This window comes from Planctomycetota bacterium, assembly GCA_035384565.1.
Classification (GTDB): domain Bacteria; phylum Planctomycetota; class PUPC01; order DSUN01; family DSUN01; genus DAOOIT01.
Map to the genome: position 1 here is coordinate 36,813 of DAOOIT010000026.1, position 13,111 is coordinate 49,923.

At 67.5% G+C, this 13,111-nt stretch carries 9 protein-coding genes; 6 read left to right on the forward strand and 3 right to left on the reverse strand.

Going from position 1 to position 13,111, the window contains the following annotated elements:
- The first annotated feature begins 214 nt into the window (after positions 1-214).
- Complete coding sequence (gene tnpA / locus PLE19_11380; protein ID HPD15547.1) at positions 215-667, forward strand: IS200/IS605 family transposase; 453 nt, start codon at positions 215-217, stop codon at positions 665-667.
- A 287-nt stretch (positions 668-954) separates the two neighbouring features.
- A complete protein-coding gene (locus PLE19_11385; GenBank protein HPD15548.1) occupies positions 955-1,785 on the forward strand; it encodes a site-specific DNA-methyltransferase in 831 nt (276 codons plus the stop codon).
- Between the two features lie 408 nt (positions 1,786-2,193).
- Here the strand turns inward: PLE19_11385 and PLE19_11390 are convergent, their stop codons facing one another.
- The 3 genes from PLE19_11390 to PLE19_11400 all read right to left on the reverse strand — a co-directional run bounded on the left by PLE19_11390 (position 2,194) and on the right by PLE19_11400 (position 6,953).
- Positions 2,194-2,670: a GNAT family N-acetyltransferase gene (locus PLE19_11390; GenBank protein HPD15549.1), complete on the reverse strand. Its 477-nt coding sequence runs from the start codon at positions 2,668-2,670 to the stop codon at positions 2,194-2,196.
- Between the two features lie 158 nt (positions 2,671-2,828).
- Positions 2,829-5,474 (reverse strand): PEP-CTERM sorting domain-containing protein, encoded by a 2,646-nt coding sequence (locus PLE19_11395; GenBank protein ID HPD15550.1) that lies wholly within the window; start codon positions 5,472-5,474, stop codon positions 2,829-2,831.
- A 168-nt stretch (positions 5,475-5,642) separates the two neighbouring features.
- Positions 5,643-6,953: a hypothetical protein gene (locus PLE19_11400; GenBank protein ID HPD15551.1), complete on the reverse strand. Its 1,311-nt coding sequence runs from the start codon at positions 6,951-6,953 to the stop codon at positions 5,643-5,645.
- A gap of 156 nt (positions 6,954-7,109) precedes the next feature.
- On the opposite strand from PLE19_11400, the gene PLE19_11405 reads away from it, so the two are divergent.
- From PLE19_11405 to cls, 4 genes are all read left to right on the forward strand, one after another.
- A complete protein-coding gene (locus PLE19_11405; protein HPD15552.1) occupies positions 7,110-8,171 on the forward strand; it encodes a hypothetical protein in 1,062 nt (353 codons plus the stop codon).
- 25 nt (positions 8,172-8,196) lie between these two features.
- The gene (locus PLE19_11410; GenBank protein HPD15553.1) at positions 8,197-8,697 is read left to right on the forward strand and encodes an SRPBCC domain-containing protein; all 501 of its coding nucleotides are present in this window, start codon (positions 8,197-8,199) and stop codon (positions 8,695-8,697) included.
- 549 nt (positions 8,698-9,246) lie between these two features.
- Positions 9,247-11,631, forward strand: coding sequence for a hypothetical protein (locus PLE19_11415; protein ID HPD15554.1), 2,385 nt, complete (start codon positions 9,247-9,249; stop codon positions 11,629-11,631).
- 2 nt (positions 11,632-11,633) lie between these two features.
- Positions 11,634-13,055 (forward strand): cardiolipin synthase, encoded by a 1,422-nt coding sequence (gene cls / locus PLE19_11420; protein HPD15555.1) that lies wholly within the window; start codon positions 11,634-11,636, stop codon positions 13,053-13,055.
- The last annotated feature ends 56 nt before the right edge of the window (positions 13,056-13,111 follow it).

Below are 13,111 nucleotides of genomic sequence, written 5' to 3' on the forward strand. Positions count from 1 at the left end.
CCAGGGTTCCCTTCGGTCACCCTGGGCTACGGCCCGGACGCCCCTGGCGGGGCTGCGGCCGGGACATTGGAGGGTCTGGGTTAGCCCACAACGTGGGCGACCGGGCCGTAGCCCAGGGCGACCAGCGGGAGCCCTGGGGGAAGCGACGTGTGGGATTGCAGAGCCCCGCAGCGGGGCGATTCACGAACCAGGACCACACCGCAGGGGACGACCCGTGTCGCACACATTCACCCAATTGACCTGTCACGCCGTGTTCGCCACCAAGGGGCGACGTGAGATGATCAAGGACAGGCTGCGCTCCCGCCTGTATCATTACCTTGTCTCGACCATCAACAATCAATTGGGCTTCGCGCGCGAGGTCGGCGGTACGGCGAACCACCTGCACGTTCTCTTCGATGTGCACCAATCGGTTGCTGTGGCCGACGCCATCCGCGTCATCAAGAGCGTTTCGTCAGGGTGGATTCACGAGACGTTCCCCGATTTGCGGGACTTCGCGTGGCAGGAAGGCTATGGGGCGTTCTCCGTAAGCGCCTCGCTGGCCTTCCGCGTGAGGGCGTACATCCAAGGCCAGGAGGAACACCATCGGCGGCGATCATTTGAGGACGAGTTCGTCGCCTTGCTGAAGAAGCACGGGATCGCGTACGATCCCGCGCACCTGTGGGATTGAATCGCCCCCTTCAGGGGCTCTAGGGTGGGCTGGCGCCTGTTTGCCCAGGGTTCCCTTCGGTCACCCTGGGCTACGGCCCGGACGCCCCTGGCGGGGCTGGCGCCGCGTCGCTGGGCGCCCCGGTGAGACGACGAGAGAAGCGGGGGGGATCCGGCCGCCGGGCATCCTGGCCAGCCCGCGAAGCGGGCGACCGGCCGTAGCCCAGGGCGACCAGCGGGAGCCCTGGGGGAAGCGACGTGTGAGATTGCAGAGCCCCGCAGCGGGGCGATCCATTGATGCGAGCCGCGATGAACGAACGCGAAAAGAAACCTGCCGCGAGCCCCAGGCGCGCGTTTCCGGGGCTGGACAACATCCTTCTCGGCGACGTGCTCGCCGTGCTGGCGCGGGTGCCTCACGGATCGGTGCATCTCATCATCACCTCGCCGCCGTACAATCTCGAGAAGCCCTACGCCGAACATCACGACGACCTGGAGGACCGCGAGTACCTGGCCTGGATGAAACAGGTGTGGGCCGCGTGCAAGAGGGTGCTCGTCCCAGGCGGGCGGCTGTGCATCAACATCGGCGAGAACAAGCGCCAGTACATCTCGAACCCGCACTACAGTGCGTTCATCCAGCAACTCGTTGACCTGCGCATGCTCTATCGCGGCACGATCATCTGGAACAAGCATTCGGCCGCCAAGCACTGCGCCTGGGGCTCGTGGAAGAGCCCGTCGAACCCCCACCTCGTGCCGCGACACGAGTACATCATCGTCTTCTCGAAGGGCGACTGGAAACTGGCGGGCCGCCCCGAGGACGTGGATATCACGCCCGAGGAGTTCATGGCCTGCACGCGCAGCGTGTGGGAGTTCGGCACCGAGAGCCGCACGCGCATCGGCCACCCGGCCCCCTTCCCCGAGAAGCTGCCGGAGCGACTCATCAAGTTCCTGAGCTTCCGCGGGCAGACGGTGCTCGACCCGTTCGCGGGGAGCGGCACGGTGGGCCTGGTGGCGGCTCGGCTGGGGCGACACTTCATCCTGGGCGACAACTCGCCGCAATACTGCCAGCTCGCCCAGAAGCGCATCACCGACGAACTCGGCCTCTTCCACCCGCCGCGCATCATCCCCGTCGAAGAGCTGTGAAGACAAGATGCGGGAGGGGCTTTCTGGCAGAAAGCCCCTCCCGCACCCTCCTTAAAGCCTCCTGGGCAGGCGGCGGGGATCCGACGGGCGCAGCCTGCCCATGCTGTATCAACCCTGTGAGGGGGAGAGTGATACAGCATGGATAGAAGGGCGAGAACGGGCGATTCTCGCGGTTCCGGCCATGCTCGCTCATCTGCGGGATGAGCAAGCATGGAAGGAGCATGGCCGGAGAGCGTAAGGCATTGCGGCATAGAGGGTTATGGGGTGGCCCTCGCGGGCGCCGCAGCCCAGGTCCCGCGCTCCCCGATGGCGGCCACGTCGGGATCGCCAGACACTGATGAGGCGGAATCCCTGACAAGGGGGGTGGGCGGAAATCCCTTCTTGCGGAGAAGGGCTTCCCCTCGCCGCTCATTTCCTCAAGGCGAGCTGCATGCACAAGAGCCTGCCGCCCTTGTGGCCTTTGTGAACCTGGACCAGGTCGAAGCCGAGGGTCTGGTACAGGCGGATGGCCTCCTTCATGAATGGGAAGGTCCACAGGCGCATGCGGGCATAGCCCAGCCGGCGGCCCGCGGCGATGGCTGCGAGGGCGAGGGCACGCCCGACGCCTTTGCCGCGGAACCGCGGGCGGACGTAGAGCCGCTTCATCTTGCACACGCCGTCCTCGCCATCTGCCTTGCTCACTCCCACGAGGCCGGCCGGCTGGCGGCGGTATGTGGCGAGCAGCAGGCGGCCCGTGGGCGGAGCATATTCGCCCGGCAACGTGCCCGCCTCGGCCTCGAAATCCCGAAAGCAGATCGAGCAGCGGGGCGAGTGGAAGTATTCGGTGAGCAGCGCGCGGGCCTGCTCGAGCCGGGCCTTCGTGCGGGCGTGCAGGATCTTCGCCACTGGGATTCCCGTCGCGATGGTGCGGGTTCGGCCTTCTTCCGTTGGCTGGGGCGAGTCTACTCGTGGGAGCGGGGTTGTCAACCGTTGAATGCGTGTCGGACATGACCAGGCGCCCCGGTGGGCTCACCGGGGCGCCTGTGAGGTGAGGGCGTGCGTGCTCAGGCCTTCCGGCGCCGGCGGGCAAGGGCGAGGAGGCCGCCGGCCAGGAGGAGGCAGGTGGCCGGCTCGGGCACGGTGCCCAGGGTGAAGAAGCCGCTGACCAGCAGGTTGCTCGGGACGCTGAAGACGATGCGGTCGCCCTCGAAGCTGGGGGTGACGCCCAGTTCGGTGAAGGAGAAGGGGGCATCGGTGGCGCTGTAGAGCAGGCTGGCGATGGTGGGTGGGGTCTCGATCCCGGCGTCGCTGGCATCGAAGATGAGCTTGGCGTCGAAGGATCCCGTCACGTCGAGATACCACACGCGGGCCCAGCGGCCGTCGAGGTCGGCATTGACCGGGGTCTTGTGGCCGCCGAGCAGCCACTCGTTGTCGCCGAGGGTGCCGAAGTCGGCCTCGACGCCGAGGCCGGCCGCGCCGGCCTGGATGACATAGTTGGTCGCGTTCACGCGCCCGACCCCGAACACGTCGAAGTCGTAGTCGCGGCCGGGAATGTCGCCGGCGTAGACGTCCCCGGCGATGAGCGGGATGGCGTACTTGGCGCTAAGGGCGTTCTCGACGATCTGGCGTTCGGCCAGGTTGAGCACGCGGTCGAAGGCGATGACCTCGGCGATGTCGCCTTTGTAGGGCCGTGGCGTGACGGAGCCGGAGCGGAAGTAGTCGCCGAGGCTCGTGGCGGCCCAGGCGGTGGCGGTGCCGCGGGTGGCCGATAGGATGTGGGGCACGCCTTCGTTGGCCGTGGCGTTTCCTGCGAACGCCTGCCCATTCACGTACATGGCGCTGCCGGCGGGGTTCGTCCAGTCGTTGCTGTTGCCGGGATTCTGCCAGGTGGTGTTGCTGGCCCTGCGGATGCCGCTGTCGGCGTCGTTCTGGCCCCAGATGCCGGCGAGGCCCACGTTGCCCGCGGCGAGCGTGTTGACGAGGAAGACGGTTCGCGGGGTGGTGCTGGCGCTGAGGATCACTTCGTCGGCGTTGGGGGCCACGCCGCCGCTGTTGCCGGTGAGGTCGCCGTCGAAGCGCACGACGGGCAGGCCGTTGAGCACGCCGGGCACGAGCTGGGGCTGCTTGACGGCGGTGGCCTGCGTGAAGTCGCGGGCGTTGCCGCTCTGGTCGTTCCAGGCCGAGACGGCGCCGCCGCTCGCCGTGACGCCCTGGTCTGCCCGTAGCCAGTAGAGGGCGCCGTTCAGCGGGGTGCCGAGGGGCTCGAAGCCGCCGGGCGCCGTGTTGCCCGTGGGCACGGGCGCGTAGTGCACGAGCACGTAGAGGTTGCGCACGGTGTAGTTGCCGGCCGAGTCGGAGAAGGTCCAGTCCGGCTCGCCGGTAGGCCGGTTGCCGATGCCGAGCTCGACGTTCGAGCCGGGGTTGTTCCCGCCCCAGTCGCTGAAGCCGATGATGGTCTGGCCGGCGCCGTAGTTGTGGATTTGCATCGAGCCGTGGCCGGCGCCCGTGCTGTAGCCGCCGTCGCCGAAGTCGAAGCGGCCCGTGTTCTCGCCCGGCACGCGGCCGCCGCTGTTCTGGCTGTAGTTGCTCGGCCAGAACTCCAGGTTGCCGGTGGCGATGCCGGTGCCGGTGACGACGCCGGGGACGTTGGACGCGACGGTCATGTTCTTGACCACGTTGTCGAAGTAGTAGGCCCCGCCGCCGCTCACCGTGGTCGGCACGCCGAGCTGGTAGGGGTTGCGGGTGAAGGTGTCCATCGAGACCCACGCCCACTGGCGGGTGCCGACGGTGGGCTGGAGCTCGAGGTAGTAGGCCACGCGGTCGTAGGGCTTCACGATGCCGCCCGGGTTGGCATAGTCATAGGGCGCCCCCGTCGTGTTGAAGCGGCAGTTGTTCTGCGGGATGGGCAGCGAGTAGACGATCTGGTAGTCGCTGGATTCCGGCACGTCGCTCAGGTAGCTCGGGGCGAAGCTGGCGCTCGGCTTCACGAGCACCTGGAGGTTCTTCACCGTGTAGGTGTTGGCGTTCTGGGCAAAGGTCCAGTCCGTGTCCACAGTGGCGGGCCGGTTGCCGATGCCGAGGTCGGTGATGCCGCCGGTGCCGCCCCAGCGGTTCATGGCGAAGAGGGTCTGGCCGGCGCCGTAGTTGTGAATCTGCATCGAGCCGTAGTTGCCCGCCGAGACCGTGTCGCCGAAGTCGTAGGCGCTGCCGCTCGCCCCTGGGATCGGGAGGCCGTTGGCGGCAGTGTAGTTGCTGTTCCAGAACTCCACGTTGCCTGTGGCGATGCCGGCGCCGGTGACGATGCCAGGGACGTTGGAGACGACGTTCATGTTGTTCACGATGCGCTGGAGCGGCGCGGAGCTGGTGTAGGAGGTGGGCACACCGATGCGCGATGTGTCGCCGGTGAGTGTGTCCATCGAGACGTAGACGTACTGGAGCGGGTTGGCGCCCTGCTGGAGCTCGAGGTAGTAGGCCACCCGGCTGTAGGGGCCGGTGATCTTGTAGCGATAGTCTGCCGAGTAGGGCACGGGGTTGGTATTGTAGGTTGCGGAATCGGGGATCGGCAGCGTGTAGACGAGCTGGTAACCGTCGAGCGTGACCTCGGGAATGTTGGTGATCACGTCGCCGCGCGCCAGACCGCCGACTCCAACGACACAGCACGCGAGGCCGAGCGCCACGCGGCCACCGAACGATCTGCCCATCCGGCCCATTCGTACAGACTCCTTTCCTGAGCAGGCTCCCTTGCCCGCGAGATCGCCCTCTCACCAACCCTTGTCGCGTGGGAAAGCACCGACGGGGATGGCTGCAAGGCCAAGATTATAGGGGAAATGCCAGCTCGCCGTCAACCACATCTTGCGCGCGCGACGCCAAGTTGGGACTCACGCGCGCCGGGGGCGACGACGCGCCAGGGCGGCCAGGCCCCCCGCGAGAAGGAGGCAGGTGGCCGGCTCGGGCGAGTAGGCGAAGCCCTGGATGCCCTCGACGCGCAAGCCCGTGTAGCCGTCGCTGTCGTTCCGGACGCGGAAGACAAGCGAGTTCACGCCGTCCACGAAGCCGCCCGAGAGCGTGAAGGGGGTGAGCGCCCCGAAACCGCCGCTGGTGTGGCCGGTGGAGACGCCGTTGAGGAAGATGTCGAGGCCCGGGTTATCAGTCGCCCAGGAGCCTGTGATGTAGGCAGTCGTGGGGTCGAGGCCGGTGAGGTCGAAGAGCAGTTCGTAGTCGTAGACGCCGCCCGGCGCGCCCACGGTGTTGAACTGCGGCGCGATCCACTTCGAAGTTGGGCTGTTCGCCAGCCAGGGGCCTGCGACGATTGGGAAGGCCGTCTCGTCCTCGAGATGGGCAGGGCCGAGGCCGGCCGGACCGGCGATAATGGTGTAGTGCGGGTCCAGCGTCCCCGCCCCGTTCGGCAGCGGCACGCCGTTGGCGTCCACGCCCGTGTTGAACAGGCCGGGGATGGGGCGCAGCGCAGTGAGCAGGTGGGTGGGGGAAACGCCGTTGGCCAGGGCGTGCACCTGGGCGGCGGTCAGCGATACGTTCCAGATGGCCATCTCGTCGAGGCGGCCAAGGAACTGCTCGGAACTGTAGCGCCCGATGGTGAGCTGGTGCGTCGGGTCGAAGAGCAGGGGGGTGCCTGCCACGCCGTAGGTGCCGTTGAGCTTCTGCGCCACCAGGGCTCCGGCCGCGTTGTGCAGGTAGATGTCATAGGAACTGGGGCGCACGCAGTACGTCACGTGGTACCAGACGCCCGCCGAGTAGGCGACGTTGAGGTCGGCGTTCGTCGCCATCCACGCCGAGCCTGTGCCGATATCGCCATGGATCTGGTTGCCGTTCTGGAACTTGAAGTCGAAGCCCATGTCGGACGGGCTTCGGCTCGACAGCACCTCGCGCTGGTTGCCGGTGTCGGCCAACTGCGCCCACGTGGCCACCGTGTAGCTGCCCGCGAGCGTGTTGCCGAGCGTGTTGATGGCGATGCTCTGCGGCCCGGCGCTGAAGAGCACCGACTTGCCCGCGCCGAGCACCGGCGGCACGTCGGTTGAGAAGGCCAGCGCGCCCGATGGCGTGCCATGGTAGCCGCTCGGCGAGGCATCTGTGTAGGCGCCATCGAAGGGCCAGTAGGCCACGAGACCCGCATGCGCGGGCAAGACGACCGCAAGAGCGCACAGCACCGCGCACGCAACAAGTCGGCCCATTCACAGCTCCTGATAACCTGGTGCCGTCAATTTATAGCAACCCGACGCCCCGCGCGCAAGCCGATTTGCGCCGGCGTTCGCCCCGCCCGTTGACAATGCCGCGCCGAATGGCTACACTGCCCCAGTCGCATCGCCCCAGACCCCAAGGAGCGCCCGATGGAACTCGCCCTCAAACCCGACCTCGCCCCCGCCCTCGAACGCTGGCAGGCGTTCTGGAACAAGGATATCATCAGACGCCCCGCCGCCGTGGTCACGGCACCGAAGGAGGGCGCCAGTCGGGTGCCGGGGCCGCGTTACCCCTCTCGGCCCGATGACGATTTCGACGCCATCCTGGACCAGGTGGAGGCGAGCCTCGCCAGCGTGTACTTCGCGGGCGAGGCCATGCCACGCTACGAGCCGTGCTTCGGCCCCGATCAACTTGCCGCCTTCGTGGGCGCCCGACTCGACTACTCGCCTGACAGCTCCGGCACCTCGTGGTCGGTGCCGTTTGTCGAGTCGTGGGAGCAGGTCCTCCCCCTGCGGCTCGGCGGGCATAGCTGGCTGCGATTCCTGGAGTTCCACCGCAAGGCCGGCCTGCGGGCCAAAGGCAGGTGGATCGTTTGCACCCCCGACCTGCACAGCAACTTCGACTGGCTGGTCGCCATCCGCGAGCCCGCCCGCCTGTGCATGGATCTCATTGACACCCCAGAGCTTATAGAGCGCGCGATGGCCAATGTTCGCGTCCTCTACCGCGAGGTCTACAATGCCGTCTACGACGCCGCCGGGATGGCCGCCCAAGGCACCTCGTGCTGGCTGCCGTACTACTGCCAGGGACGCTTCTGCACGGTGCAGTGCGACTTCTCGTGCCTGCTGTCGCCCGAGCAGTTCAACCGCGTCGTCCTCCCCGCCCTCGCCGAAGAGTGCGAGTTCCTCGACCACTCCGTATATCATTACGACGGAAAGACTTGTCTCCAGCACTTCGACGCGATCACGGGCATTCAGGCTCTCGATGGCATCCAGTGGACGCCCACCGCCGGCGGCCCGCCGATGGTCGAGTGGCTCGACCTCCTCAAGCAGTTCCAGGCCACGGGCAAGCATGTCTTCGTCACCTGCACGCCCGACGAACTGAAATCCGTCTATCATCGCGCTCTCAAGCCCAACCTCGTCCTCTACAACGTCGGGTGCAAGAACGAGCGGGAGGCCGACGAATTGCTCCGCTGGCTCGAGCGCAACACCTGAGCATTCCGCCAACAGGAGTGGAACCATGGCCAAGTCCAGCGCTCCGACGAAAGGCGCGGAGGTCACGCTCAAGGACGTGGCGGACCGCGAGTTCGTCCTGACCTGCGTGTTGGACGCCTCGCGCGAGCGCGTGTGGGAGGCCTGGACCCGCCCCGAGCAGGTCTCGCGCTGGCTGCTCGGCCCGGAGGGCTGGACGATGCCCGTGTGCGAGATTGACCTCCGCCCGGGCGGCTCCTGGCGCTATGGCTGGAGCGGCCCCGATGGCGCCACGATGGAGATGCGCGGCAAGTTCCAGGTGGTCGAGGCCCCCGAGCGACTCATCACCACCGAGTCGTGGGGCAAGGGCTGGCCCGAGACGGTGAACACCCTGCTGTTCACCGAGGACCAGGGCAGGACGACGATCACGTGCCGAATCCTCTACGCCTCGTCGAAGGCCCGCGAGGAAGCGCTTGCGAGGGGGATGGAGCAGAGCTTGGCCGCGAGCCTTCAGCGCCTGGCCAGTCACCTGCAAGCTCCGGCGCCCTGAGGGCGCTGGCGCGGGGTTGTGATCCCCACGCACGGCCAGACGAGGGACGCCATCCCCCTTGCGGAGCCTCGCGCAGCATGGCACGCCCACGGCGCTCTTGGAAACTGTCTCAGAACCCACGAGGGCTGCGAGGCCCGCGGTTCTGGTCGCAGGCAAGGAGAGAGGAGGAGGCGATGCAGCGGAGAGCATCACTGACGACGAACGACGCCGCCTGCGGCCAGAAGACGCGGCGTCCCTTCGGGTTGCGGCGGCAGCGGGGCGTCTGCCGCGTTGCGGCTCCTCAGCGATGCTCTCCGGGGCATCGCCTGCGTCGCCGCGTCTTGCATCCGCCCCGCTGGCGCCGGCAACGCAGTCCACGTGGGTTCTGAGATAGTTTCTTACTACTCCGGCCGCGAACCAGTTTGCAGTGGCTGGAGCCACGCTGCGTCGGCCGGGGCCTCTAACGTAGCCGCGAGCGTCCCGCTTGCGGTGGTCTTCGACCAGCGAGATGCTTGTCGCTGCACGGAAAAAGGCAAACTGATTCGCGGCCGGAGTAACAGGAGACACGCGGTGCGGCGGGCTGGTGCAGCCTTCGTGGCTTGGGGCCTATGCGCCCTGGCGGGCGAGAGCGTCATCGAGAACCCGCGCCTGCGGCTGGTGCTGGGCGCGGACGCCACGGTGCGCGTCCTGGCCGACAAGGCGACAGCGAAAGATTACTGCGCTCAGGGCAAGGGGGCGCCCTTCGCATCAGTAACCGTGCCGGCGAGGCCAGGGGGATCGGACGGGTCGGACAAGTCGGACAAGTCCGACAGGTCCGACAAGCCCGAGAGGACCTGTCGCTCCAGCGGTGCGGCACTCGATGGCGGCCGCCTCACCCTGGCCTTCGACGGCTGCGACACGCGCCTCGTCTACGCCGTGACGCCCGAGCCCGACTGGCTCCTCTTCCGCCTCGAGCGCGTCGAAGGCACACGGCCAAGTCGCGTGACCCTCGCTCAACTGGGCGTGACGCTTGCCGAACACGTCGGGCCGCGTCTCGGCGGCGCGTGGAACGAGCAGTTCGCCATCTGCCTCATGGCGGCGAACCTCCAGAGCGACTGCCGCGCGCAACGGCGGGGCAGTGTGGCGGAACTCTCCGCCACGACTCAGGACGCCCCCGGCCCGAGGCTCGAAGGCGCCGCTTTCGCGCTCGTGGCCTGCCCGACGAGGGAGCTCGACACCATCCTTCAGAAGCTCGCCCTTGCCTGTGGCCTGCCGCGCAACGATGACAGCGGCACCCCCTCGCGCAAGCTGCCCATCGCCCGCCAGAGCTACTGGTTCCTCAGCTTCGGCGAGAAGGACGCCGACAAGGTGATTGACCTTTGCAGGCAGAGCGGCTTTCGCCAGGTGATGATGAACAGCGGCTCATGGTGCCGCACCGTGGGGCACTACACCTTCAACACCGCCTGGTATCCCGACGGCGTCGAGAGCTTGCGCCGAACCGTGGCGAAGCTGCACGAGGCCGGCATCCTCGTGGGCATGCACTGCTTCGCCTCGAAAATCTCGAAGACCGACGCCTATGTGACCCCCGTGCCCGACCGCCGTTTCTGGGTGGACCGCGACGCCGTGCTCGCGGCCGATATCGGCACGAACGACGACACGATCCGCACGTCGAGCGACCTCCGCGAGTGGCCCGGCAGCCCCGTGGCGAAGCAGAAGACCTGGGAGGGCGGCGTCGCCAAGCACCAGGAGGTCATCATTGACGACGAGATCATCCGGTATAAGGCCATTGGACGCGGAGCGTCCAAGACGGCGCGTCCCCACGCAGAGCGCGGGGACGAGAAAGGGGGTAACGAGCGCGGGGACGAGAAGGAAGGGGAGGGCACGTTCGACACCTTCCTCGGCTGCGAGCGCGGCGCCTGGGGCACGAAGGCCGCGCCTCACAAGGCCGCCACGCACTGCCGGCACTATGGCGTGGACGGCTGTATCAACGGCTACATCATTGATCAGGAGACGACCCTGCTCGACGAGGCCACCACCCGCCTCGCCGAGGTCTTCAACACCTGCGGATTCGACATGGTCTACTTCGACGGCGGGGAAGACGTGGACCGCCGCCGCTTCAACCACTACGTCTCGAAGTTCCAGGCCGCGGCGGTGGCCAAGTTCACCAGGCGCCCGCTCGTGCACATGGGCACGATCATGACCCACAACCTCATCCACTCCTTCACCCGCAGCGGCACGGTGGACACCTATCTCAACACCCTCTATGGCCACATCATCGCCGGCGGCACGGTGGAGACCTGGCCCACCGTGAAGAGCCATGTGGACCGCTCCGTGGCCTACATGCTCAGCATCGGCGAGGACCGCATTCCCGGCGAGCTCGGCTGGTTCGGCATCTGGCCGAAGGGGAAGAACACCGACGGGCTTCAGCTCGATGAAATCGAGTACCTGATGTGCAAGAGCCTGGCCCACGACGCTCCGATCAGCCTCCAGACCAGCTTCGGCCAGATGGACAGCCACCCCCTCACCCCCGCCATCCTGGAGATCGTTCGGAAGTACGAGTGGCTTCGCCTGTCCGGCAAGGTGCCCGAAGAAACAAGGCAACGGCTGGGCGAGAAGGGCAAGGACTATCTCCTTCTCATGGTGTGGGACACGCCTACGTTCCACTTCATCGAGGTCGAGCCCGTGCCCAGGATCGCGGGCGGGAGCGAGGTCCGCGCCGTCGTCGGCAAGGACGGGGACAGCGCCATCGCTGCCGTCTGGCACTATGCTGGGGCGGCGGGCAGGCTGATCATCCCGACCCACACCATCGCCTTTGGCGGGATGAACGCCCGCGCCAGCGAGCGAACGCCTGCTGGCGAAGCCGTGCCCATTGGAGCCCGGCGGGAGATGATCAGCTTCGTCGGACTCGAGCCTGGACACGTCCGCAAGCTCCTGGTCGAATCGCGTTTCGAGCCGAGCAAGGATACGGGACGCTGACTATGTGGCTGTGGATTGCGGAATCCATCGCTCTCGCCCTCGCGTTGGCCGCGCTGCCCGTGGTGCTCGTGCAGCGACGGCACCCCACGGCTACCGTGGCTTGGGTGCTGGCGATCTTCTTCATGCCCTATCTGGGCCTGCTGCTGTTCTTCGCGCTCTCGTGGCGGCGGCCCGAGCGCGTGCGCAAGCGCTATCACGAGCGCGACGACGCGTTCCTCCGGCGCTCGGGCAGTTGGCCCGTCATCGGCGACGCCGACGAGGAGTTCGCGCACGGCGAGTTCCGCGCCCTGGCCGACGCCCTCGAACGGATGGAGGGCTTCCCGGCGCGTCCCGGCAACGCCGTCGAGTTCACCGCCGACGGGCGGACCTTTCGCGAGACGCTCCTCTCGGGCATCCGCTCCGCCAGGCACCATGTCCACCTCGAGTTCTATATCTATCAGAACGACGAGACGGGCAACGCGGTCACCGAGGCCCTGTGCGCGAAGGCCCGCGAGGGCGTCGAGTGCCGCCTGTTGCTCGACGCCGTGGGCGCCCTGTGGTTCCACAAGAGCTGCCTCACGCGCCTGCGGGCCGCGGGGGTGAACGTGGACTTCTTCCACCCGGTAGACCCGCTGCGCAAGCGCTTCTTCATCAACTACCGAATGCACCGCAAGATCGCGGTCTTCGACGGCGTCTCGGCGCTCACCGGCGGCCGCAACGTGGGCGACGAATACGCCGGCCGCCGCAAGGGCGAGCGCGAGTGGCAGGACCTCTCCATCCTCGTCCGAGGCCCCGCCGTGCTCGACCTTCAACAGGTGTTTCTCAAGGACTGGTACTACACGACCGGCGAGGCCCTCGCCCCCGCGCGCTACTGCCCGCGGCCGCAGGCCGTGGGCCACGAGGTCGTGCAGGTGGTGCCCAGCGAGCCCAGCCCCCTCGGCAGCGCCGCCGAGTTCGGCCATCTGCTCGCCATTCGCGGCGCCCGCCAGTCGCTGCGAATCGTCACCCCCTACTTCGTCCCGCCCGAGTCCATGCACTCGGCCCTGGTCACCGCCGCGCTCTCAGGCGTGAACGTCGAGATCGTCGTGCCCGTTGTCAGCGACTCGCCGCCCTCCTTGTGGGCCGGCCGCTCGACCTATCGCGAGCTGATCGAGGCCGGCGTGCGCATCTGGGAGTTCCAGGACGGCATGCTCCACGGCAAACTGATGATCGTGGACGACCACTGGTGTGCGGCAGGGTCGGCGAATATGGACTGCCGCAGCTTCCGGCTGTCGTTCGAGGTGAGCTGCTTCGTCTACTCGCGGCAGGACATTCCGCAGCTTCTGAGCCTCTTCGAGCAGTATCGCGGCCGCTCGCGGCCCATCGAGGACCCGCTGGCCTACGAACGGCGCCTGCGCGACCGGCTCCGCTGCTCCGTCGCGCGCCTCGCCTCCCCGCTCCTGTGAGCCGCCCGCTCCCGAAGGTCCCAATGCCTCCGGGAGGGTACCCCGGCAGTGGCCTC